At 38.6% G+C, this 22,384-nt stretch carries 26 protein-coding genes and 1 tRNA gene; all 27 read right to left on the bottom strand.

Features of this window, described 5'->3' with window-relative positions; translation table 11 throughout:
- Positions 1-112: 112 nt before the first annotated feature.
- The 27 genes from QM409_RS00275 to topA all read right to left on the bottom strand — a co-directional run bounded on the left by QM409_RS00275 (position 113) and on the right by topA (position 22,322).
- Positions 113-1,123 (bottom strand): hypothetical protein, encoded by a 1,011-nt coding sequence (locus tag QM409_RS00275; protein WP_070479954.1) that lies wholly within the window; start codon positions 1,121-1,123, stop codon positions 113-115.
- Between the two features lies 1 nt (position 1,124).
- Entirely contained in the window at positions 1,125-1,610 is a 486-nt protein-coding gene (locus QM409_RS00270) for a hypothetical protein (RefSeq protein ID WP_049510610.1), read from the bottom strand.
- Positions 1,597-1,818 carry a hypothetical protein gene (locus QM409_RS00265; RefSeq protein ID WP_049494004.1) on the bottom strand — a complete coding sequence of 74 codons (222 nt, stop codon included), beginning with the start codon at positions 1,816-1,818 and terminating at the stop codon, positions 1,597-1,599. The genes QM409_RS00270 and QM409_RS00265 overlap by 14 nt, the downstream gene beginning before the upstream one ends.
- Before the next feature lie 67 nt (positions 1,819-1,885).
- Complete coding sequence (locus tag QM409_RS00260) at positions 1,886-2,332, bottom strand: thioredoxin domain-containing protein (protein WP_414304994.1); 447 nt, start codon at positions 2,330-2,332, stop codon at positions 1,886-1,888.
- A complete protein-coding gene (locus tag QM409_RS00255) occupies positions 2,329-2,751 on the bottom strand; it encodes a hypothetical protein (RefSeq protein ID WP_414304995.1) in 423 nt (140 codons plus the stop codon). The genes QM409_RS00260 and QM409_RS00255 overlap by 4 nt, the downstream gene beginning before the upstream one ends.
- Before the next feature lie 15 nt (positions 2,752-2,766).
- Complete coding sequence (locus tag QM409_RS00250; RefSeq protein ID WP_000878299.1) at positions 2,767-2,970, bottom strand: hypothetical protein; 204 nt, start codon at positions 2,968-2,970, stop codon at positions 2,767-2,769.
- 8 nt (positions 2,971-2,978) lie between these two features.
- Complete coding sequence (locus QM409_RS00245) at positions 2,979-3,140, bottom strand: hypothetical protein (RefSeq protein ID WP_185758518.1); 162 nt, start codon at positions 3,138-3,140, stop codon at positions 2,979-2,981.
- Between the two features lie 88 nt (positions 3,141-3,228).
- Positions 3,229-4,731 carry a primase C-terminal domain-containing protein gene (locus QM409_RS00240; protein WP_414304996.1) on the bottom strand — a complete coding sequence of 501 codons (1,503 nt, stop codon included), beginning with the start codon at positions 4,729-4,731 and terminating at the stop codon, positions 3,229-3,231.
- 31 nt (positions 4,732-4,762) lie between these two features.
- Positions 4,763-5,008 (bottom strand): hypothetical protein, encoded by a 246-nt coding sequence (locus QM409_RS00235; protein ID WP_000576044.1) that lies wholly within the window; start codon positions 5,006-5,008, stop codon positions 4,763-4,765.
- A gap of 43 nt (positions 5,009-5,051) precedes the next feature.
- On the bottom strand, positions 5,052-5,363 hold the full coding sequence (locus QM409_RS00230) for a hypothetical protein (RefSeq protein WP_414304997.1): 312 nt from the start codon (positions 5,361-5,363) through the stop codon (positions 5,052-5,054).
- Positions 5,364-5,387: 24 nt separating this feature from the next.
- Positions 5,388-6,059: a DUF2786 domain-containing protein gene (locus tag QM409_RS00225; protein WP_049494041.1), complete on the bottom strand. Its 672-nt coding sequence runs from the start codon at positions 6,057-6,059 to the stop codon at positions 5,388-5,390.
- A 1-nt stretch (position 6,060) separates the two neighbouring features.
- Entirely contained in the window at positions 6,061-6,522 is a 462-nt protein-coding gene (locus QM409_RS00220) for a hypothetical protein (RefSeq protein WP_009730759.1), read from the bottom strand.
- Between the two features lie 3 nt (positions 6,523-6,525).
- Entirely contained in the window at positions 6,526-7,026 is a 501-nt protein-coding gene (locus QM409_RS00215; RefSeq protein WP_049494010.1) for a hypothetical protein, read from the bottom strand.
- 379 nt (positions 7,027-7,405) lie between these two features.
- Positions 7,406-7,477: transfer RNA gene (locus QM409_RS00210), tRNA-Arg, on the bottom strand.
- Between the two features lie 66 nt (positions 7,478-7,543).
- A complete protein-coding gene (locus QM409_RS00205; RefSeq protein WP_261142022.1) occupies positions 7,544-8,530 on the bottom strand; it encodes a GMP reductase in 987 nt (328 codons plus the stop codon).
- Positions 8,531-8,704: 174 nt separating this feature from the next.
- Positions 8,705-10,027, bottom strand: coding sequence for an McrC family protein (locus QM409_RS00200; protein WP_414304998.1), 1,323 nt, complete (start codon positions 10,025-10,027; stop codon positions 8,705-8,707).
- Positions 10,008-11,993, bottom strand: a complete 1,986-nt coding sequence (locus QM409_RS00195; protein ID WP_414304999.1) for an McrB family protein — start codon at positions 11,991-11,993, stop codon at positions 10,008-10,010. The genes QM409_RS00200 and QM409_RS00195 overlap by 20 nt, the downstream gene beginning before the upstream one ends.
- 210 nt (positions 11,994-12,203) lie before the next feature.
- On the bottom strand, positions 12,204-12,983 hold the full coding sequence (locus tag QM409_RS00190) for an L-threonylcarbamoyladenylate synthase (protein ID WP_084887036.1): 780 nt from the start codon (positions 12,981-12,983) through the stop codon (positions 12,204-12,206).
- A gap of 27 nt (positions 12,984-13,010) precedes the next feature.
- Entirely contained in the window at positions 13,011-13,604 is a 594-nt protein-coding gene (leuD, locus tag QM409_RS00185) for a 3-isopropylmalate dehydratase small subunit (RefSeq protein WP_049536560.1), read from the bottom strand.
- Positions 13,605-13,613: 9 nt separating this feature from the next.
- Positions 13,614-14,996: a 3-isopropylmalate dehydratase large subunit gene (gene leuC / locus QM409_RS00180; protein WP_261034127.1), complete on the bottom strand. Its 1,383-nt coding sequence runs from the start codon at positions 14,994-14,996 to the stop codon at positions 13,614-13,616.
- A gap of 3 nt (positions 14,997-14,999) precedes the next feature.
- Positions 15,000-15,269, bottom strand: a complete 270-nt coding sequence (locus QM409_RS00175; protein WP_261034125.1) for a DUF1294 domain-containing protein — start codon at positions 15,267-15,269, stop codon at positions 15,000-15,002.
- Entirely contained in the window at positions 15,266-16,303 is a 1,038-nt protein-coding gene (leuB, locus tag QM409_RS00170) for a 3-isopropylmalate dehydrogenase (RefSeq protein WP_414305000.1), read from the bottom strand. The genes QM409_RS00175 and leuB overlap by 4 nt, the downstream gene beginning before the upstream one ends.
- Positions 16,304-16,314: 11 nt before the next feature.
- Complete coding sequence (locus QM409_RS00165) at positions 16,315-17,877, bottom strand: 2-isopropylmalate synthase (protein ID WP_261103599.1); 1,563 nt, start codon at positions 17,875-17,877, stop codon at positions 16,315-16,317.
- 313 nt (positions 17,878-18,190) lie between these two features.
- Positions 18,191-18,847, bottom strand: coding sequence for an MmcQ/YjbR family DNA-binding protein (locus tag QM409_RS00160; protein ID WP_414305001.1), 657 nt, complete (start codon positions 18,845-18,847; stop codon positions 18,191-18,193).
- Between the two features lie 43 nt (positions 18,848-18,890).
- Entirely contained in the window at positions 18,891-19,523 is a 633-nt protein-coding gene (locus tag QM409_RS00155; RefSeq protein ID WP_049544128.1) for a copper homeostasis protein CutC, read from the bottom strand.
- 93 nt (positions 19,524-19,616) lie between these two features.
- Entirely contained in the window at positions 19,617-19,976 is a 360-nt protein-coding gene (locus QM409_RS00150; RefSeq protein ID WP_004258004.1) for a YbaN family protein, read from the bottom strand.
- A 258-nt stretch (positions 19,977-20,234) separates the two neighbouring features.
- Positions 20,235-22,322: a type I DNA topoisomerase gene (topA, locus tag QM409_RS00145; RefSeq protein ID WP_414305002.1), complete on the bottom strand. Its 2,088-nt coding sequence runs from the start codon at positions 22,320-22,322 to the stop codon at positions 20,235-20,237.
- Positions 22,323-22,384: the final 62 nt, after the last annotated feature.

Genomic DNA, 22,384 nt, shown 5'->3' with positions numbered 1-22,384 from the left:
CGACACAGTAAGTAAAATATATAGAGTGAAGCAACAATCAATCATTATAAAAAACATTACATGGTAAAGCTTTTTAAAACTTTTCTTTGATTTCATTTTATTTTACCTCACTTTAATTCATTTCTACAGTTTCAATAGGGTTTGAAAATTCAAATGTTCCATCTTTGACTGCCTGTTTTTTCTTGTCCAAAGACTCCAATTTAGCCTTCAACTTTTCAATGTTTTTATAGGCTGTTTCGATGGTTCTATTCTTCGTTTCGATGTTTGTATCCAGAGTAGCAATATTCTTTTGATTGGCTTCGAGATCATCACCTGTTAGATATTTTGCTTCTGCTTGAAGACTCGCCTTTCGTGAGTTATCATCTTCAATAGATTCCTTCAATTGAGAAATTGATGTTGTCAATTTTTGAGACTGTTCATTCTGGAAATTGATCTCTTTTTCGATTTCCTGAAGAGTAAATTCTTCTCTGGAGACAACCTCAATAGCTTTGATTTCAAGCTGAGGATTTTGAGGAGTTACAAAGAATTGTACAGTGTCCTCTTCTCCAGATTTCTTCTGAGAAACCTTTTTAGAATCACTGGATGGCGATGAAATATTCACATCAATTGAGCTAGAAGAGACTGTCTGATTCGTCACATCGATCGCAAATGCACCAAAATTTTTCGGAACTCCTTTAATAATAACTGATACTTTATTATCAATGATTGGCACAACGTCCATCTCTATTTTTGAGTCTTTATGTTGAGCATAGAGTTTCCATTTCAATCGTTTGGCATCGATGCCCCGATCTATCGAAGTCGTAGCATCTTTTGTCTCAAATTGTAAAACGATAATTCCAGTATCTGGTGAATATTCCTGACTGACCAGTTTCATCTCACCGCTGCCATTCGCAAAAACCTGCTTTGTTTTGAGTTGTTCTGAAGTATATGTTTGTCTTTGTGGTGAGAAAATCGCTCCCATTAAAAGACTTAACCAGGTCACAAACAACATTGAAAAAATGACCAGTTTTCTCTTAATAATATTCTCTTGAAACCAAACTTTAGTCTTAATAAATGGCTGCAAAATTGGGCTGGATTTTATCTTTTCAATCCAGCGTTTAGAAATTTCAATTAAAGTAGACATTTTATTTCTCCTTCCTGATTTTTCCATAATACTGATTTGTTAAAGAGGTTATATCCGTCTTTTTTTCAGTACGCCACGTTCCATATAACGATAAAGAAAGAACTATAATAGCTACACAAATAGTTACGAATATATCTCTCATCAACTCGACATTCCCCAAATAAAAAGATTCAAAGACTGTCATAAAAGAAACGTCTTTCACTCCAACTAATTGAAAAAAATTTGAATTCATATGAACTAAATTTACTGCTACATATGCAATAAAGCCCAAAAAGAGATTGATTGGCACTAAAGCTAGCAAAATAAAAACAGATATTCCTCCTAAAATTGCAAAAACTCGATACCTCACATTTGTTGCAAACAACATATCAAAAGTTGACACACAACCGAACTCTTTTGGTTCATTCGATAATGTATAATTTTTTATACCTCTCAAATGTTTGTTAGCTCTTTTCTGCTTCAAACTAGATGATTTAGTTCTTCTCATGCTTCTTATATCCTTTCCAAATAAATGAAACCTTACTTTTTGGCCAAACACTTTTTAGTAACATTAAGAACGCTAATGGCAGCCTTTTCGTTTTGATTTCATTTCCAAAGTTATCACATATAGTTATCCTGAAGAGCGGTACGAACCAGATCGCAATCAAGACAGTTCCAACCACGCCATGCGCAATAGCATTTAAAAATTGATACATACTACCTCCTTAAACATATTTCAATCTTTGAAAAGCTGTCTCGGCCCACTTACTCAGCTTTATTCTTTTAGTCATTTAGGGCCTCCTGGATTGCTTTCTCATCTGCTACAATCTTTTCCTCTGAATCCCTCGAAGCATATAGATATTTCTTTATTTTTCCCTTACGAATTTTGATGATAGTTGCAGCTTTTTCAACCTGGTATTTTTCTACCAACTTTTGACCTTCTTCTGTCTGAGTGTCAATGTAAAATGTAGGATAAGAACCTTTATTGGCTGCATCTACAACTACACTTTTTCCAACCTGACAGTAAGGACAATCTTTTTTATAAAATACTAGGTTTACATTTTGATCAAGTACAGTATTCTGGTATTCCTTCTGAGTAAGGTGAGGATCGTAATCTAAGATAAAATGATCTTTATACACCCTATACCCTCCTAGAACTGCGAGACTCACAACTAAAATGACAAGAATAGCCCCTAGAGCTAACTTAACGTGTCTAAAAATCTCTCTCATCCTATTTCCTCCTCATCCATAAAATCAAATATGGATCCTTGAACATAATCAATCTTGGCCAATTCTTTTATTTCTGATTTCAAGTTAGTGAAAGTTGTCATCACATCTTGAAAGAGTAAAGGATCAAATTCCTCAGAGTCTAATACACGGACAATTGGCAACATTGGATAATGATCTCTCAGCTCCTCCTGCAGATAATCTGAAATCATTTTATCATTCGAGATAACACTATCTACTCTAACAATCGCTGGAATGCTAGTAATACTCTCCTCGTTTTGATAAAAAGTTAAAGCTACATCCCCTGCAGAAACCGACTCAAACTTTAAGTTATCCGATGAAAGTTTAAAATAATAAGCCAATGGTTCTTGTCCGACTCCTGTTAGGTAGTATCCACGGATAATTTTGAATAACTCTGACATCGACCTGTCTCCTTCCTAACAAACTTTTAGAAGTCTAAATGGAGCTTGATACACATCTGGATAGTGAATCAATCTCTTTTTTCTCTGTTCAGGAAGTGGTTTACGATAATGTTTTTGAAGATACTGAAAAGCTAGTCCCAAAGTATCAAAAACTAAAACTTTATTCTCCCCATTACAAATATAGTCACCTAATTCAAAACTGAAAATTACGTACTTCATTCTTCTTCTCACTTTCTATTTTGGCCAATCATTGCCAGCTGATCTGTCTCTAACTCATCATCATATCCGTTTTCAAAACGAACTTGTTGACGAATCCCTATAAGTGAGAGAATTAATAAAACTCCTCCAATAAATATAAGGCTAAATAATCCAACTATAACTAAAATCATATCATTCCTCCATAGGTTATTTTATGTACATGTATATCCTTGTAATAATCGTAGATATAAATGTAAGGCAGTTGACGGGTTTTTTTGATTATCCAATATCAAGTTCAAATAGAGATAGTTGTTGTGTTTGTTTAAAGCCATCTTTAACCCTTTCTATCACTCTCTGAGTAAACTCTATACTTTCTTCAAAGAAAGCAGCAATATTGGCCATATAAGCCTCCTGACGTTCTTTCTTCACCTGGATAAGGGAAAGCAAGATTGATTTGATAGAGGCTAATCTGATGCCTCCTCCACGGCCATGTTTGACTGTGAAGAAGATCTTTTGTTCTGTTTTGAGAACCTTCAATACTTTGTCTAATGAACGCTCAGGAATGTTCAACTTCTCTCGTATCTCTTTTTTTGTCGTCTGGATAAATGGATCCTCAGATTGATAGAAACCTTCTAAATAGGCCATTACGTCTGTTTTCCATTCATAGAGATGACTATTCTTCCTGTCAGCACGTTTCTTCTTAAACTTGTACCAACGTTGCTTCACAAAGAGATCTGAAGCCTTGAGTTCCTGATTGACCCATGCTTTACATAAAGTCATCACATAGTCACGACTAGCAGCTTCATATTTTCCTGAGTAGGCGCTTGTGATAATCTTATGATATTCAGCTGAAGAGAGTGGTTCGTCTAGATTCGCATTAAAACTAGAAAGAACTTCCTCACACTCTCCTTGATCGATTCCTGAAGAGAAGTTAGCTAAAGCCAGCGTGAAAAGAACGTTGTTTCTTCCCATCAAGGCTTTTCCACCTTTGATATTCCCTTCTCTCATCAGCAATTGATACCAGGGTTCATCAATCTGTTTCACCCCTTCAGAGCCTGAAATAACCGTCAAATTGGGTTTTTTACTTGGGAAAGGAAGTTCTGATTGCTTCATTGACCAATCTAACCACTCCTGGAATGAATAGGTATAGTCAGGTTCAAAGAATTCGACATTATCAGTTCGAGGAATACGAGCAATCCCAAAATGGTTACAAGTCAAATCTACTGGTAAAGTTTGAGCAAAGTAATTTCTCAAATTTTGAGAGATAGCTTTGGCCACCTTCACCACTCGAAATTGAGAATGAGCTGTAACATAAGCTGATTCTGAGAGGACAAAATAGGCTTGAAATCCTTTATCAGATTTTAGAATCAACGTTGGCATAAAACCTAGCTCCAGAGAAGCGGTTAAAATATCTCCTGTCGTCATTTCTTCAGCTGCAGAGGTAATATCAAAATCAATGTAGAATGTGTTAATCTGTCTTAGATTATCTTCAGAGTGGCCACGTGTAATACGTCGACCAGCATCACTATAGCTTCCATAGCAATACACATTAGGGGTCCAGTGTGTAAACTGATCCTGGTTCTCCAGCAATGATTCAACAGAGGTTAAAACAACACCACGTGCCTTCACCATATTTGCTTTTGAACGATAAGCAAATACAGACCCTCGTCTTCCTTCTTCAGCTGAAGAGATGAGCTGTAGATGACTATTCTTAAATTTTTGTGTTCTTAATCCGTCTTTTGTGATGATGGATAAGCATTTTAATAAATCAATCTTTTTCATGATTTTTAGCTCTCTCATATCCCTTCACTAGTTATAGTTTGAAGTCAAGTACACTTATAAAATATGGTACCAACTCCTTACATGAGAAGTACATCATTCCCCCTCCTACAAGAATTAAAAAGATACTCAATATCCATCCCAAAGCAGTTAGATGTACATAGAAGTCTTTCTCACCAGTCAAATCAAATCCGATATCTGTATTTTTACCTATAATAAATACTCCACTGAACGAAATGCACACTCCTACAACAAACAATACAATAAACCCAAAAATCATGTAATTTCCTCCTACCCTCTTCTGAGGTTTTTTATTTTAACACTTAAATTTTATTTAAGCTCTTAATGTGTGCATCATAAACACACTTTTTCAACTCGAAGAAAACGCTCATATTTTCTTCGATAAACAAGCTCTTTTTCACCTCTCCGTCTGCGTAAAACAGACCGTTTAAGAGAAAATTTATTTTCTCTTGAAAAATGTCATCTAACATCAGCTTACTTTTCTCCAAGCAAGCTACCAAATGCGATGAATTGTTTGCGTAGCGCATTGGCATCCCAAAAGCGCTTTCCACGCTTTTAAAATCAAAGCTAGTAAGGGGTCTTTGTGTACTTTTTTTCCAATCTGTATTTTTCATAGTTCTTTCCTCCTATGTTCATTCTCATTTATTCAATAATTCTTCTGATAACAACCTGGTCTCTTTTGCATGTTCAAAACCAGCAATATAGGCCTCATAATCAACATTAACTTTAACATTAATGGTTCTATTATTTAAACTTCCCATGCGACGATGTTGTTCTTCCAAAACTTCTGCTGGGATTTTTACCATCAAACCAAATTCTTCTGATGATTGAACCTGTCCCTGAAAACGTTGATCTACTCCATTTAAGAAACCAAGTAAGTACGATTTCTTATAGTCTTTCCATCTTGCTCTTGATACTGTAGGAAAAAGTCGTTTCAGCCGATATTTAAGGTATAAAAGCGCACCTTCGTAAACCTTACTACAAAATTCAGCATCAGATTGATATCCGAAGAAAACTATCTGTGTGATGCCGTCTTCAGGAAGTCGCCTTCTTATCGTTTTACATCTAAAATTTTCACCTAAAATACCTGCCAACTTTTCTTGCCACCATGGAAGTCTATATTCCCATGTTCCTATTGTTTCACCAATATCTTTTTGAGTTTTACTATTCGTTAAATCATTCATAGAAAGATTATGCTTCACCATAAGTCTTTGAGCCATCAGAAGGGCAGTCTGCCCCTCTTCATCGTTTGGTGCATCGTAAGCTAACTCTAAAAGATTTTGTATCTTCTCAATAATTTTATTATCCATATCAATCCACATGTTTATACTTTCTAGGCAAAGAACTAGCGTAATGTTTTGAATCATTGACCTTTGCATTATAAAAAATCATATTATTCCCAATAATTTCTTGCCATTTAGGAATCTCCTCACGATAAATGCGATTAAGTCCATAAAAGTTCCTTACAATAAATCTAACAGCTCCAATATGATCTCCTAAACCAACCACACACAACACATCATGTTCCATATCATATACCCAATGACTTTTTGAATTTGTCAGTATTTCCCAAGCAAATTCCCAATCTCTCTCAAGCCAATCATGCCCTGGTCTGTAATAAACTTTTGTCTGACAAGATTCATCATTAAATCCATAAAAACAGTGGCTACACAGCGTTCTGTTTTTATCTACCCACCAACAAGGACCATACTTTTCATTGATGCAAGGTGTAACCCAGTCGCAAGAACATCGTCTACAAATACCCGTTTCCATTTCCTATCCCTCATTTATTCTCATACTTTTAGGTAGCTTTTTAATCGGTAAACAGTAACCTTCGGATAAGTCCCTTTTGCTATAAAATTCAGGACTATTTGTCATGATGTGATCACTTCTTCTCCATCCTCGACGAAGTTGTTTGTAAGATAAAGAAACACGCTTCTCAATTTCTTTAAAACTAAATCCCAACTTCAAATATGTTGTTACAATAGTAGTAGCATGTTCTTTGGACTCTTCGCTTCTTGTTCTTCGCTGAAAGTTAATCTGCTTATCTTCTTCATTTAATGCTATCTGATAATCAATAAACAACTTCCGCATTTCCATAATTTTATGTTGCCAGGCCAAACTGTAAGGCTGCCCTGAATATCGATTCACTAAATCCTTTACGGGTTGTTTAAATTTCAGCTGAAGAGGATCGAATTCGCCAAGGTCAGAAAAGGGATCAATGAAACCTAATGGTTCGCTTTGAATTAATTCATTGTATAGCGCTTCTCTGTCCATCCTAATGTATCTCCTTCTGTCAAATGCACGTCATTGAGTCAAATAAGCTTAACTGGATGGTTGTAGGCGTTTGTTCGCTGTTTCCATTCTTATCATGATCGATAACGTCAAAGATTTCTAACGTGTCTAAATTCATTACAATCTCTAATCCTAACATCGTTGAACTCCTTTCAAATAGAATTTTAAGCGAACAAAAAAGAGAACAGATTTCTCTGTTCTCCTAAAAATATTGAATTATTTGATTTTCTAAAAACTCTTACCACTTACCGGGACTAGAGAGCATTTGGGAATTCTTTAAAAAGAGATTTTCAGTTTTAAGGGCCAATTTAGGGCTGTGTAAAGAAAAAAGCCCTATTAAAGGCTTTTTAGGATGTTTACATCCACCCTGAGGGAATCGAACCCCCATCTCAAGAACCGGAATCTTACGTGATATCCATTACACTAAGGGTGGAAACTTGTTTTATTATAACAGAAATTTGCTCTAATAACAAGTTTTTTTCTAGTGAGGTAGCCCGTCTTAGTGGGAAGCATCCCCATTCCAGATCGAGTTTTTCACGATAACATAATCAACGTGTTTAAGGTCAGCAACCTGACGTCCACCTGCATAAGAAATAGCACTTTGAAGGTCTTGTTCCATCTCAGTTAAAGTGTCTTGCAAATGACCTTTTGCAGGAAGCAAGATGCGTTTGCCCTCCACATTTTTGTAAGCACCTTTTTGATATTGTGAGGCTGAACCATAATATTCTTTGAACTGTTCACCATCGACTTCAATCGTTTTCCCTGGACTTTCAATATGTCCTGCAAAGAGGGAACCAATCATGACCATGCTAGCACCGAAGCGGATAGACTTGGCAATATCGCCATGAGTACGAATTCCTCCATCAGCAATAATCGGTTTACGTGCAGCCTTAGCACACCAGCGGAGAGCAGCCAATTGCCAACCACCTGTACCAAAACCAGTCTTGACCTTGGTGATACAAACCTTACCAGGACCGATACCAACCTTAGTAGCATCTGCACCAGCATTTTCCAATTCACGCACAGCTTCTGGTGTTCCCACATTTCCAGCAATAACAAAAGTATCTGGCAATACTTTCTTGATGTGTTTTATCATAGAAATCACGCTATCCGCATGACCATGGGCAATATCAATCGTGATGTACTCAGGAGCATCAGCCTTGAGCTGGCTAACGAAATCATACTCGTAGTCCTTAACACCAACAGATATAGAAGCAATGAGCCCTTGCTCGTGCATGCGTTTAATAAAAGGAATGCGTCCTGCCTCATCAAAACGATGCATAATGTAGAAGTAACCACCTTTAGCCAGTTGCTCTGCTACATTTTCATCCAAAATCGTCTGCATATTAGCTGGCACAACAGGTAGTTTAAAGGTGTGATTTCCTAAAGTGACACTTGTATCCGCTTCTGCACGGCTTTTAATGACACATTTATTTGGAATCAATTGAATATCTTCGTAATCAAAAATTGGAAATTCATTTAACATCTCGATGTCTCGTTTCTTTTGTAATGACCTACCTATGCTTGCGCATCCCTACGCCTTTTTCCGACGTTTCCTTAATTCATTATAAACTAAAGTACAGTCTTTGTCAAATAATTTTATAAATTAAAATATATTGTTCGGTTTTTATTGTGTAAATAACAAAAGAAAGAGGAGAGATTATTTTCTCCCCACTTCTTTAGTAATATTACTTTTAAATATTTCTTCGGAGTTTTCCAGCATTTCACAAAATTCACTATAAGATGAAGACTCCTGAGGAATTTGGATAGACCATTTCTTCAACAAGGCTCCATAACCTGCTAGCTTTCCTATCTCATTATCAACAACCTTGTCCTTGCTCGGAAAAACAAGACCAGCCTTCTCAGCTTTCAAAATATAAGAATAGGAAATCAGCTGGAATAAGTCCTCACGATTGATTCCTTTTTCAGTCAATTCCAGTTTTTTATACTTAGCATCTAATACTATTTTAAGCTCTTCTTGATAAAAATCTGGATATACTTTCCGTTTCCCAACAGAAAATACCGAAATACCACCTAGTTTTTCTTTATTTCGTGGATGGATGAAATCTTTTGGCAATAAAGTATGAACATACTCTTCCCAAAGCCAGGCAACATCAAAAAGAATACCATGGATTTTTTGATCTTGATGCCCTAAACCGTGCTTTTCTTGATTTAGAATCATCAGACAAAGTTCTTGTAACTTTCTGTACTCGTGAAAGTATGCATGACGCAAAAGTTTAGATTGATTTCGTCGAATAATCTTAGCACGATCAGCTAGTTTATAAGAGGGCGTTACACGCAGGATTTCAGATACGTTTTCACGACTAGTTGAGAGATTATCTAGTACCCCTTGACCAATGCTTTTCTGATTCTTAATGTATTCAATAGTGTGACGAATCAGCTGCATGAGAGGATTATCATAGGTGAACTCTCTCGTTGTGTAGGCAATATTTCCCGTGAAAGGAAGATTTTTCTTGAGATGGTTTCTTACATCAATCACTCCCTTAACATGACTGTCGTTATGAGAAAATCGATGGTATTCCTTATAAAGACCTTTTCGGAGAGCAGCTTGAAGATACTTGGGAAAGAGGTAAACCAAGAGTTGATAGAGTTTATCTTCAGGAGATAGACCGACATCCAAACTAGTCAGATTGATATTGAGAACCTTTTGTAAGAGATAATGCAAAAAATGGTCATTACTCTCATCAGAAAAACGTGAGGAAATCGTTAATCGTTCCTGACCATATCCCAGAAAACCAATTACATTTCCTGTCTTGATTCTCTGATTAACTGTTTCAAAGATTTTTTGGTCCTTTTCTAAGTCAGGAGAATTTTTCAAATCATTTGGAAAAATGAAGATATTTTCCTCTTTACAAAGATTATCCAGTGTTCTATCAAGAAGTGCTTGACTTAGCTTGGGATATTCTGCGACAAAGTCTTCTTTAGCAATTCTATAATGATTATCAGTTATACGTATTATCATTCTCAACGCCTTCATTGTTATCAGCTATAGACTCACTTGCTTCCTCTATACTTGTCTGATTAAATGCTTTTTTCAATGTCTCCAGAGTTTCATCCTCTTCATAAGAACCCCGTAAGTAATCTTCCAAAAGCGGTTTGAGGTAATCAGACCAGAGTAATTCATAGTCATAATCCAATTCTTTTAAATTACGGAAATAACTTGGTCCGATATGGTAATGACTGTTTAATTCCTGAACGTTTTCAATAGCAGTATTCAAGTTTCTTAGACGTTTTTTCGCTTCTTCAGCTTTATCACCAAGAGCAGCATCGAGCATGCCTAATTGACTTTCAGCAGTAACTTCAACAAAACGGAAACGACGACGCATAGCAAAATCGAAGGTATCAACAGATCTGTCTATATCATTCATGGTTCCGATAATATAGACATTGTCAGGGATATAAAATTTCTCATCAGTTTCATGTAAATTAGCATATTGGGTAGATACACTTCCCTTTTCACCACGATAACCAGGATCAATTGAGAAAAATAGTTCTCCAAAAATCTTTGAAATCTCACCACGGTTGATCTCATCAATAATGAATACAAAGTTTTTGTCTGTGTTAATCTCTTTTGGAGACACATAATCAGATAAGCCATAACTTTCTTTCATGTGATCTAAAACGATTTTTTGATAAGTTTCGTACTTTAACTTAGTCTTCTCACCCTTGTACAAAAGATATACTTTTTCTTTGGTAGCAACAGGAGAATCAAACTTCACATTCCCTTGGCTATTTAAACTAGCTGGAACTGAACTACGAGGAAACAAATATTGTCCCTGTTTCTCATTGATAGCATCCGTTAGTTTAGTCCAAGCTTCATCAAAATTATCTTGGCCTCCAGTTTTCTTAGCGTCTCTAGTTTTCTGACAAAACTTCTTAAAGATACCATCTACTAGTTTAAACTCAATGGTACCATCTCCATTAGATACTGGTCTCAATCCCTCTACAAAATCCGTATAGTCATAAGATGGGTGAAACTGTACAAATCCAATTTGATCTTCATTACCATTTGTTAACTCCATAGCAATTTTTTTAGCAAGATAAGTTTTTCCTGTACCAGGTGCACCTCGGAGGATGAGGTTTTTGGATTGTAGTAAGATATTCTTATACTCGTTGATATTTTCTGACATGTTTATCTCTTCCTTGTCTGATTCTCTATAAAAACTAGTGAAATTATCATAAAACTCTTTTAAAATATCGTTAGGTTCAGCAGTTGATTCCAACTCTAAGTCCTTGACAAAGTATTTATAATCTAAATCTTCATCTCGATTATTACTATACCATTTTACTATTTTAAATTCTGTGAGTTTAAAGCTCTGAAAACCACACCTTATATTTATCCATGAGTTATCAATGTCACTCAGCCGATAACCAAAGTAAGGTGATTTAATATATCCATTACCACTCTTCGGACCAAAATGACCTGTATTAAGCATTTCAACTTTGTACGGAATGCCCTCAATAGTCAGAGCAGGGTAAATATGTTCAGCTCCATCTAATTTTTGAGAACGTTTAATTTCTATATCTTTTGAATTATAGATATTTGCTTGATTCACAAATTTAGACAAAAATTCTTTGAAGACTTTATAACACTCTGATTTAATTCCACTTTTTACAAATTCATAAGATTTATTTATAAAAGGTAAAATCTCATTTAATGAATTTTCATCCTCAATAAAATACTCAGCATCAAGTGTCCAACCGAATGAATCAGGCTTCTTATTAAACAACAAAATATCTGAATCATGAAGACTCTTAGAGAGAACGGCAATCTTTATTCCTTTATTTTGAAAATTAATCTCTATAAAATTTTGTAACTTCCCTTTCCTATTTTTAACCTGAAAAGAAATATAACTTTTTGTTTGATTTTCAATTGCATCTGGGAATTCTTTTTTTATCCTGTCAATGAAAGTTTGTTCTGAAACCATTGTGTTTTCCTTGCTTATTAAAAATTTATTGTTGGACTTAAATTATATTTGTTTCGTTCAAAGTAAGATATTTTACTTTGCAAAAACTACATTCTATTAATATATTCTGCATCTAGCATATCATATCTATAAAAAAAAGAAAAGAATTTCTAAAGAAAAGCCTAATGTAGAGTAGGGTATTCCCTCTTAACACTAGACTTCTTTTTTATCTTAATAATACTCGCCCTGACGATAGTCCCATGAGTTAAAAGTGTCTGACAGGTGCATCATAATCTTATCAATGTCAAGCCCTTTGCGGATTACAACTGGAGCTGGTGAAGTTGAACGTGCTCCTCCTTGTTCTGGGATGAGTTTACCGTATTTATCAACCATAGAGACCATCACACCTTGCTCGTAGCGAGTTTCAATCGTTTTGTCAGGCTGGATAGATGCCACATAGTCGTCTGCCTCGATAACAAGGTCAACTGCCCTTTCGATGCGTTCTCCGATACCTTCTACTTTACCACGGTTTCCTTTTCCAGATGGGTTTGCAGATGAGGCATAGACCATCTTGCCTTCTTCCCAAAGTTTGGCAGCCAATTGTTCACCAGCTTTCCCAAACTTGATAACGAAACAGCTAGTACCACGCACATCAGTCATCAGCTCTTCACGGCCATCCCCATAAGCTTTCAATTTCTCAAAGGCTTCTGGTTTCCAAGGAAGGATACAACCAAGAAGAATATCTTCGTCCCAATGTTTTTGGTAGAAGGCTTCAATTTCTGGGTTGAGTTGTGCTAAAGCGCGAAGCTCATCCATGCTACCACAGAGAACAACACCTGGTTTGTTACGGTTACGCTCTTTGGCTTCAAACTTGCGTTCAAGTCCTGCCTTATCGCTAGTCATGATGATATAACCGACTTTTGTAGGGCAAACAATGCACCCTCCCTCACCTTTTAAAATGTCATAGCCTTCTTGTGAAAGTGTTCCGTTCCATTGAATGTGTTTTGTCATAGTTCTATTTCCTTTTCTATTTTTCTTCTAATCCTGCCAGTAGGCTGGTCGTTGTTTTTCATAAGCAGCAATCAAATCTTCATACTGCAAGGTAATGCCGATATCATCCAAACCGTTTAAGAGCTTGTGTTTCCATTCACTATCGATTTCGAAAGTGAATTCTCCAACTGGTGAGATGATTTTTTGTTGTTCCAAGTCCACAGTTACCTGATCGGTTGGTTTTAGCTGGGCTAGTTTCTCTCTAACCTCTCTAGGCTGTACAATAGGCAACATGCCATTATTGAGTTCATTATTGTAATGAATATCACCGAAAGAGCCTGCAATCACGACCTTAAAACCGTAGTCTGCTAGAGCCCAAGCTGCGTGTTCCCTTGAAGACCCTGCCCCAAAGTTATCCCCTGAGATGAGGATACTAGCTTTACGATATTCAGGCCGGTTAAAGACAAAGTCTGGGTCCTCAGTATACTTGTCATCCAGATAACGCCAAGCATACATGAGGTACTTACCAAAGCCTTTTTTATCAATTAACTTTAGAAACTGCTTGGGAAGGATTTGGTCGGTATCGATGTTATCATTCATAAGAGGAACGGTCGTCCCTGTATAAACTGTGAATTTTTCCATATCCTCTCCTTACTGGGCTTCTGGCATTTGCCGAACATCTACGAAGCGCCCTGCGATAGCTGCCGCAGCTGCCATGGCTGGACTACAGAGATGGGTCTTAGCACCAAATCCTTGTCTGTCTTCAAAGTTACGGTTGCTAGTTGAAGCGCAGTGGACGCCATCTGGAACCTTGTCTGGATTCATTCCTAGGCACATAGAGCAACCTGGGTCTCTCCATTCAAATCCAGCATCTAGAAAGACCTTGTCCAAACCCAACTTCTCAGCAGCTCGTTTGACAGGACGAGAGCCTGGAACCACGATAGCCGTTAAGTTGGGAGCAATTTTCTTTCCTTTGACAAATCGAGCAGCCAGTTGCAAGTCGCTGAGCCGAGCATTGGTACAAGAACCGATAAAGATATAGCCTAGTTCAATATCTGCTGGCTTTTGACCTGGTTCCAAGTCCATGTAGTTGTAGGCTCGCTCATCATTCATATCCTTAATTTCTGGGAAGCTACTGTCAAAGTCAACGCCCATAGCAGGATTGGTTCCCCAGGTCACCATGGGAGCCAAGTCTGAGACATCCATCTGGATAACCTTATCATAAACAGCATCATCATCACTGACAATTGTTTTCCAATCCGCCACAGCCTCTTCGAAGTCCTCTGGAACACACTCGCGTCCCTTGAGATAATCAAAGGTGGTTTGATCCGGATTCATGATTCCCATCTTGGATCCAAACTCGATGGACATATTGCAGATGGTCATTCGCTCTTCCATGCTCAGTGCATCAATAGCTTGTCCTCTATATTCCACCACGTAGCCTACACCGCAAGCAACGCCGTATTTAGCAATTAAGGAGAGAATGAAATCCTTGGAATAAACTCCTTTTTGAGGAACTCCAGTGAATTCTACCAACATTTTCTTGGGTTTAACTTGCCAGAGGGTCTGGGTAGCAAAGACATGCTCAACCTCACTAGTCCCAATCCCAAAAGCGATCGCTCCGAAAGCCCCGTGGGTTGCTGTATGGCTGTCTCCACAGACAATGAATTTCCCTGGTTGGGTCCGTCCTGTTTCTGGACCAACCATGTGAACAATTCCTTGTTTTTCAGAACCGTGGGCCGCATGTTCAATCCCAAACTCCTCAACATTTTCAGCAAGCTTATCAATTTGAGCCTTAGAAATCACATCTCGAATATCATAGATATTGACAGTTGGTACATTGTGGTCAAAAGTTCCAAATGTCAAGTCTGGTCGTCTCAATCTGCGACCTGCGTCTCGTAATCCTTGAAAAGCTTGAGGACTGGTCACCTCGTGAATATAGTGCTGGTCCACATACATGAGTTGGGGCTGCCCCTCTTCTCCTGTGATGACATGACGGTCCCATAATTTATCAAAAATCGATTTTCCTGCCATCCATTACCTCCAAATAAAATATAAAGCTACTAGTGTGGACACCATCCCGAGAAACCAAACTGTTTTAAAATACCATTTTCGAGTCTTGTGGTGAAAGATGATTCCTGCTAGCCAGGCACCAAAACCACCACAAGTAAAGGCTAAAATAAGTAAGATTTTCTCAGGAATGCGCCAAGCTCTTCTCCTTGCCTTGGATTTGTCAATACCATAAATCAAGAAAACCATGACATTCCAAATAAAAAGGACTAGAGTAATTTTTTCGTCTAACTTCATAACCTTGCGATAATAGCTTCCGTCATTTCCTTGGTCGAAGCCTGTCCTCCTATATCTCTCGTTAAAATTCCTGCTGCCAAACTGGCTTCTACTGCACGTTCGATACGCTCTGCATCCTCATAACGTCCAAAGCTGTCTCTCAGCATCATGGCCACTGATAAAACCATGGAGATAGGATTGGCAATTCCTTGACCAGCAATATCAGGTGCTGAACCGTGAATGGGCTCATAGAGACTTGGACCCTTTTCAGAATGACTGGCTGATGGCATAACTCCAAGTGTGCCAGATAGAACGCTCGACTCATCAGAGAGAATATCTCCGAAAAGATTTTCTGTCACGATGACATCAAACTTGGCAGGATTGGTAATCATGAGCATTGCAGCTGAGTCCACCAATTGGTGTTCCAAGGTTACATCTGGAAAATCCTGTGCGACCTCCTCAGCTACTTTCCGCCAGAGTTTTGAGGTCGCTAGAACATTTTGTTTATCGATGCTGGTAAGGATTTTTCTCCGATTTCTTGCAATTTCGAAGGCTTTGCGAATAATCCGCTCTACTTCCTCATAGCTATAGTCGTTGATATCACGCGCTTTGCGCTCTTCAAGGATATGATCTCCAAAGTAAATCCCGCCTGTCAACTCCCGCACAACGACAAAGTCCACACCAGCAATTAGTTCTGGTTTGAGAGGTGACAAATGCTTGAGACTGTCAAAGATTTTTACAGGGCGAATATTAGCGTAAAGATTGAGTTCCTTACGGAGAGCTAGCAAGCCTTGTTCAGGCCGAACCGTTGCACTATCATACTGGGGACTACCGATAGCCGCTAGGAGAATGGCATCTGCTTCACGACATGCCTTGAGAGTTTCATCAGGTAAGGGATGCCCTGCAGCATCGATACCTGCACCTCCAAAAGGTCGTCTATCAATCTCATAGTCAAAACCTGTTTTTTCAGCTAGAGCTTCCAGAACCTCTAAACCAGCCTCCATGATTTCTGGGCCAATTCCGTCCCCTGCTAGAGCTACTATTTTTTTTGTCATAGCCTTCTCCTTTACACACTAGGCATGTCGCGATAGGAAACGCTACGTCCCATCTCACCAGCATTCTCTTTTTGAACAAAGGTATTGGCATTGATGTAGGCAATAGCCGAAGCCTTTAACACATCGAAATCAAGACCTGCTGCGTTAAAGATGGTTTCTGTATCTCTATTTTCAACAGTTACCAAGACCCGAGCTTGGGCATCAATTCCATCTGTCACCGCGTCAATAGTGTAAGATACCAAGCGGACAGATTGGTTAAAGAACTTATCGATAGCGTTAAAGATCGCTTCAACGGAACCTTGCCCTGTTGCATTAAATTCGACTTTCTCACCATCCATATTGGCTAGGCTAACGAGTGCTTCAATGTCATTATCTGCATGAGTTTGAAGTTGTAAATCATCAAAGTGGAATCCTTCTGGATTTTCAACCATGGTTCCAGCTACCAGAGCACGAATATCTGCATCTGTAATTTCTTGTTTCTTATCGGCCAGTGCCTTGAACTTAGCAAAGAGTGGCTTGATATCCTCTTCTGTAAAGTCTAGGGCCAATTCTCTTAATTTTTCAACAAAGGCATGGCGACCTGACAATTTTCCAAGTGGAAGGCTATTACTCTTAACACCAACCAATTCAGGTGTGATAATCTCATAAGTGAGAGGGTTTTTAAGGACTCCGTCTTGGTGAATACCAGATTCGTGAGAAAAGGCATTGCCACCGACCACAGCCTTGTTTTTAGGAACTGGAATACCTGAGAAGCGAGAAACCATTTCTGACGTATTGATTGTCTCATTTAGGACAATACTGGTTTCTGCTTGGTAGTAATCTTGGCGAATATTGAGCGCAACTGCTATTTCTTCTAAAGCAGCATTTCCAGCTCGCTCACCAATACCGTTGATAGTCCCTTCGACACGTCCTGCCCCATTCTTGACAGCAGCAAGGCTATTTGCCACTGCCATTCCAAGGTCATCATGACAGTGAGGTGAATAGATAATCTGACGTTCCGTCTTGACATTCTCAATCAAGTATTTGAAGATAGCTCCGTATTCCTCTGGAGTGGTAAATCCAACCGTATCAGGGATATTGATGTAAGTCGCCCCTGCATCGACCGCTGTTTGAACAACTTGCAGGAGGAAATCCAACTCCGTTCTGGTCGCATCTTCAGGAGAGAATTCGACCACTTCAAACTTAGAACGGGCATAAGAAACATGCTCCTTAATAGCTTCTAAAATCTCTTCCTTGCTCTTATTGAGTTTATACTTACGATGAATCGGACTGGTAGCGATAAAGACGTGAACCTGTGGATACTTGGCGTCCTTGAGAGCTTCATAGCAAGCATCAATATCAGACTTGACAGAGCGAGCCAGACCAGTTACCGCTGTTTTCTTCAAGACCTTGGCGATTTCCTGCACTGCTGTAAATGAGTCTGGACTAGCCGCCGGAAAACCAGCTTCGATGGCTGAAATGCCCCATTTCTCAAGCTGTCTTGCAATAGCAATTTTTTCCTTGATTGAAAAATTAACACCCGGTGTCTGTTCTCCATCCCGAAGGCTGGTATCTAGAAATTCAACTGTTCTCATAAGATTTCCCCTTTTCCAAATGTGGTTTTAAAAAAACATCTCGCTCAGAAACCCAAGCGAGATGTTGATTCACTCCCGCTTGGTAAGCCAAACAGGACTAATGCTTTTTGCACTAGCCCGAGTACCTCAACAACAAAGCAAATTGATTAAACTTAGCTGTTTTCATGTTTGACTTTCTCCTTCGTTTGATATCTTGTTTAGTATTTTAGCATAGGCAAAAGTACTTGTCAAGAAAAAATCCAATATTTTCTGAAAATTTCTTCAGTAGAGAATATTTTGCTAATTGAAAGTTCTTGAAAAATCTTGAAATGTTTCATTTTTTAGTGGTTAAGTTCCAACTTTTTTCTATCAATTCTAGCACTTCTTCATCTGATAAAGTATCATCAAGCGCCACACTAATCCAGTAGCGTTTGTTCATATGAAAGGCTGGATAAATTCCCTTTTCTGAAAGCAAGTCCACTACTTGATCGTGTTTGAGATTGACTGCTTCCACTAATCCTTCTCTACCCTTTTCCAACTTATCCCAAGAGATTCTCATCAAGACGGCATACCACTTTTGATTCCCTTCATGACGTAATACTGCTGTATCAGAAGATTTCTCCCACAGATACTCCAACTGATTTCCATACTTTTCCTGAACCTGAGCCATAATACGCTTAGTCTGAGGACAGATATAATCCTGAACATCAAAACAAGTCTTCCGTATCTGGTAGAGAATCTCCAGACAAGCATCACGGACGATTGCAACAAAACTTCCTTTAAAACTTTCCATATGGACTTGAGGATAGAGGTCACCAGTTTCCTGATCAAAGACTTGAAAACTCACATTATCAGCAGTGATGGACACAGTCATAACAAAGTCGCCCTGCAAGATAGTGAAACTATGGGTCCAAACTCCACTACTTTCTAAAAAACCATAGGCACGAGCCTTTTCTTGATTAAACTGGTAAGATTTAAAAATTTCAAACATAAGTGAAAACTGCTACCCAAAGCTAGCAGTTCCTTTCTATTTTTTAAAAGACAACCTTGGTTCCATGCAATTGTGTCACGCCCAACTGGTCGATAAAAGTTTGACGGTTGTCAAGGTCAATTCCCCCACCTGGTAAGATTTCAATTTTACCTTTAGCATGTTCCAAAATTCTGTGATAGTGAGCAAAACGTTTGTCTAATGAATCGCCAGACACACCAGCACGAGTTAGGATACGGGTGACACCAGCTTGGCTGAGCCAGTCAATAGCTTCCAACTGGTCTTCGTCACTCAATTCATCAAAGGCCATATGGAAGACAATTTCCATCCCTTTTGATGCTGCAATCAGCTTCTCCAGATTAGCTTGATCCAACTTCTTATCAGCAGTTAAAGCCCCAAATACAACCCCTTGACTACCGGCCTGAGCAGTCAATCGAATGTCTTCTAGCATGATAGCTATTTCAAGATCATTATAGACAAAGTCGCCACCACGTGGACGAATCATGGTCATAATGGTCGTATCGTAGTTAGCTGCCAGTTCAACAGCTGCCTTGGTCACTCCATAGCTGGGTGTTGTTCCACCAACTGCAAGATTATCACAGAGTTCGATTCGACGAGCTCCAGCCTGCATCGCTTTTTCAAGCAAGGTCACATTTTCAGCACAAAATTCGTAAATCATTTGATTCTCCTTGAAGATTACTTTGAATTTATTATATCATATTATTGTGAATATACTTTCAATTTTATCAAGGGAAATAGTAACAAATTTTACCTATTCTTTGTCTGGAATAACCTTAAAGAGATAATAGGTGATAAAGATGGTCAAAGCTCCCAAACCGATTTTGACCGGCAAAAGAGGTGCAAAATAAATGGAAATTCCCATCAAGATGTAGATAGATACAATGATTTTTTTCTTACGTTCACGTGCAATGGACTTGGTTTCCCGAAAATCAGCCACATATGCTTGATAGAGCTTGGTATGATAAAGCCAATCTTCGAAGCGCTTGGAACTTCTTGAAAAACAAGCAATAGACAACAAAAGAAAAGGCGTTGTGGGCAACAAGGGTAAAACAACCCCAATAATAGCCAAGGCCAGTGATAAAAAACCAATAATTAGATAGATAAGACGCATAACTTCTCCTAGTTAATACTCTTCGAAAATCTCTTCAAACCGCGTCAACGTCACCCTTACCGTAGGTATGGTTCCTGACTTCGTCAGTCTCTTCTGCAACCTCAAAGCAGTGCTTTGAGCAACCTGCGGTTAGTTTCCTAGTTTGCTCTTTGATTTTCATTGAGTATAAAATAATCTTCTTCTAGTTTCGCATACAATGGTGAATTTTGTCAAGTTCCAACCAAAAAGAGCCTGAAATTCACTTTCAGGACTCTCCTCTTATTTAATCTTTTCTTCTTCGTAGTCACCATTACTACATACAACCTGCTTGCCACCACCACGGACTTTTTTCTCCATGAGGAAATTGCCACATTTTGGACAGTCACGACCAACAGGCTTATCCCAAGAGGTAAATTCACATTCTGGATAGCGATTGCAACCATAGAAGAGACGGTTACGCTTGGTTTTACGCTCAATGATTTGTCCCTGATGACAACTTGGACACTCAACACCGATTTCTTTCACGATTGCTTGGGTATGACGGCAATCTGGGAAATTGCTACAAGCATAGAACTTACCAAAACGACCAAGTTTAATGACCATTGGACTGCCACACACTTCACAATCAAATCCAGCTGGTTCATCCTTAATCTGGATTTTCTCCATTTCTTCTTCAGCCTTGGCCACTTCTTTGGAGAATGGTTTGTAAAAGGCATCAATGACACGTTGCCACTGCTCTTTTCCGACTTCGACATCATCCAGTTTGCCTTCCATTTCAGCTGTAAAGGTCACGTTTACGATATCTGGGAAATATTCAACGATGAGCTTATTAACAATTTCTCCCAACTCTGTCGGTTCAAAGCGTTTGGCTGCAAGGCGAACATAATAACGTTTCTGAATGGTTTCAATGGTTGGTGCGTAGGTTGACGGACGGCCAACCCCATTTTCCTCCAAGGTCTTGATCAGTGTCGCTTCAGAATAGCGAGCAGGAGGTTGAGTGAAATGTTGCTCTGGTTTGCTATTCACCTGCTTAACCACATCTCCAACAGCCATATCTGGTAACATCTTATTCTTGTCAGAATCATTGTAAATGGCAAGATAACCATCAAACTTAACCTGACTACCATTAGCAGCAAATTGAACCCCATTTTGAGATAATTTAACAGCCATGGTATCAAAGACAGCAGCTGTCATCTGACTCGCTACAAAACGATTCCAAATAAGAGTATAAAGCTTGAGCTGATCCTTGTCCAAATACTTAGCAATACTTTCAGGTGTATTAAAGACACTAGACGGACGAATAGCCTCGTGGGCATCCTGAGCTCCTGAAGCATTTTTGACCTTGCTACCATGCTTAGAATACTTACTACCAAAACGGTCCGTAATGAAACTTGCTGCTTCATTTTGCGCTACAGGACTGATACGAGTCGAATCGGTACGCATATAGGTAATCAAACCTTGCACACCAGAACCAATATTAATCCCTTCATAGAGCTGTTGGGCAACCATCATGGTTTTTCGAGTACGGAAATTGATTTTATTAGCAGCATCCATCTGCATAGATGAAGTGGTATAAGGTAAAGGAGCATTGCGCTTGCGCTCTTTCTTATCTACCTGATCCACTGAAAAGTCTTTACTAGTCAGACGAGACAAGACTTCCTTGACCTCATCATTGCTAGTCAGTTTCATCTTTTTACCATCTACTCCATAGAAGGAAGCCTGGAATTGCTTGGTTCCCTTTTTAAAGACAGCATCAATTGTCCAGTATTCTTCTGGTTGGAAGGAATTAATTTCATTCTCACGGTCAATGATTAACTTAAGAGCAATAGACTGAACGCGACCTGCTGACAAGCCCTTCTTGACCTTCTTCCACAAAATAGGCGAAATCGAATAGCCTACCAAGCGGTCTAGGACTCGACGTGCCTGTTGGGCATCGACCAAGTCCATATCAATCTTACGAGGTTCTTTAAAAGCATTTTTGACCGCATCCTTGGTGATTTCATTGAAGACCACACGGTTAGCATCATTTTCATCTAAGTTGAGAATGTGAGCCAAATGCCAAGAAATCGCTTCTCCTTCACGGTCCGGGTCACTCGCCAGAAAGACTTTATTAGCTTTTTTGGCTTCTTTTTTCAAGTCATTAATGAGAGGACCTTTTCCTCGAATATTGATATATTGCGGTTCATAATTATTTTCAATATCGACGGACATACTGGATTTCTTCAAATCCCGAATATGCCCGACACTGGCTAAAACCTTGTAGTTTCTGCCTAGGTATTTTTCAATCGTCTTAGCCTTAGCAGGCGACTCCACGATTACTAGATTTTTTTTAACTGTTGATTTTTTCTTTTTTGTTGCCGTAGCCACAGTATCACACCTTTTCAAAGTAATAAACTTTATAAAGTGTAAACCATTTTTTGAACCCTGTC

It is taken from the genome of Streptococcus mitis, from assembly GCF_047465045.1.
GTDB lineage: Bacteria > Bacillota > Bacilli > Lactobacillales > Streptococcaceae > Streptococcus > Streptococcus mitis_DT.
This window is presented reverse-complemented; position numbering and strand designations above follow the sequence as displayed.

What these genes read in the sequence shown, in the direction of transcription:
- QM409_RS00220 (WP_009730759.1), bottom strand. Translation starts at nt 6,522, where the DNA reads ATGGAAACGGGTATTTGTAGACGATGTTCTTGCGACTGGGTTACACCT.
- QM409_RS00190 (WP_084887036.1), bottom strand. Translation starts at nt 12,983, where the DNA reads ATGACAAAACACATTCAATGGAACGGAACACTTTCACAAGAAGGCTAT.
- QM409_RS00240 (WP_414304996.1), bottom strand. Translation starts at nt 4,731, where the DNA reads ATGAAAAAGATTGATTTATTAAAATGCTTATCCATCATCACAAAAGAC.
- QM409_RS00165 (WP_261103599.1), bottom strand. Translation starts at nt 17,877, where the DNA reads ATGAGAACAGTTGAATTTCTAGATACCAGCCTTCGGGATGGAGAACAG.
- QM409_RS00250 (WP_000878299.1), bottom strand. Translation starts at nt 2,970, where the DNA reads ATGAAGTACGTAATTTTCAGTTTTGAATTAGGTGACTATATTTGTAAT.
- QM409_RS00150 (WP_004258004.1), bottom strand. Translation starts at nt 19,976, where the DNA reads ATGCGTCTTATCTATCTAATTATTGGTTTTTTATCACTGGCCTTGGCT.
- QM409_RS00160 (WP_414305001.1), bottom strand. Translation starts at nt 18,847, where the DNA reads ATGTTTGAAATTTTTAAATCTTACCAGTTTAATCAAGAAAAGGCTCGT.
- QM409_RS00200 (WP_414304998.1), bottom strand. Translation starts at nt 10,027, where the DNA reads ATGATAATACGTATAACTGATAATCATTATAGAATTGCTAAAGAAGAC.
- QM409_RS00270 (WP_049510610.1), bottom strand. Translation starts at nt 1,610, where the DNA reads ATGAGAAGAACTAAATCATCTAGTTTGAAGCAGAAAAGAGCTAACAAA.
- QM409_RS00215 (WP_049494010.1), bottom strand. Translation starts at nt 7,026, where the DNA reads ATGGACAGAGAAGCGCTATACAATGAATTAATTCAAAGCGAACCATTA.
- QM409_RS00245 (WP_185758518.1), bottom strand. Translation starts at nt 3,140, where the DNA reads ATGATTTTAGTTATAGTTGGATTATTTAGCCTTATATTTATTGGAGGA.
- QM409_RS00255 (WP_414304995.1), bottom strand. Translation starts at nt 2,751, where the DNA reads ATGTCAGAGTTATTCAAAATTATCCGTGGATACTACCTAACAGGAGTC.
- QM409_RS00175 (WP_261034125.1), bottom strand. Translation starts at nt 15,269, where the DNA reads ATGAAGTTAGACGAAAAAATTACTCTAGTCCTTTTTATTTGGAATGTC.
- QM409_RS00275 (WP_070479954.1), bottom strand. Translation starts at nt 1,123, where the DNA reads ATGTCTACTTTAATTGAAATTTCTAAACGCTGGATTGAAAAGATAAAA.
- QM409_RS00260 (WP_414304994.1), bottom strand. Translation starts at nt 2,332, where the DNA reads ATGAGAGAGATTTTTAGACACGTTAAGTTAGCTCTAGGGGCTATTCTT.
- leuB (WP_414305000.1), bottom strand. Translation starts at nt 16,303, where the DNA reads ATGACAAAAAAAATAGTAGCTCTAGCAGGGGACGGAATTGGCCCAGAA.
- QM409_RS00225 (WP_049494041.1), bottom strand. Translation starts at nt 6,059, where the DNA reads ATGGATAATAAAATTATTGAGAAGATACAAAATCTTTTAGAGTTAGCT.
- QM409_RS00195 (WP_414304999.1), bottom strand. Translation starts at nt 11,993, where the DNA reads ATGGTTTCAGAACAAACTTTCATTGACAGGATAAAAAAAGAATTCCCA.
- QM409_RS00265 (WP_049494004.1), bottom strand. Translation starts at nt 1,818, where the DNA reads ATGTATCAATTTTTAAATGCTATTGCGCATGGCGTGGTTGGAACTGTC.
- QM409_RS00235 (WP_000576044.1), bottom strand. Translation starts at nt 5,008, where the DNA reads ATGATTTTTGGGTTTATTGTATTGTTTGTTGTAGGAGTGTGCATTTCG.
- leuC (WP_261034127.1), bottom strand. Translation starts at nt 14,996, where the DNA reads ATGGCAGGAAAATCGATTTTTGATAAATTATGGGACCGTCATGTCATC.
- QM409_RS00155 (WP_049544128.1), bottom strand. Translation starts at nt 19,523, where the DNA reads ATGATTTACGAATTTTGTGCTGAAAATGTGACCTTGCTTGAAAAAGCG.
- leuD (WP_049536560.1), bottom strand. Translation starts at nt 13,604, where the DNA reads ATGGAAAAATTCACAGTTTATACAGGGACGACCGTTCCTCTTATGAAT.
- QM409_RS00205 (WP_261142022.1), bottom strand. Translation starts at nt 8,530, where the DNA reads ATGTTAAATGAATTTCCAATTTTTGATTACGAAGATATTCAATTGATT.
- QM409_RS00230 (WP_414304997.1), bottom strand. Translation starts at nt 5,363, where the DNA reads ATGAAAAATACAGATTGGAAAAAAAGTACACAAAGACCCCTTACTAGC.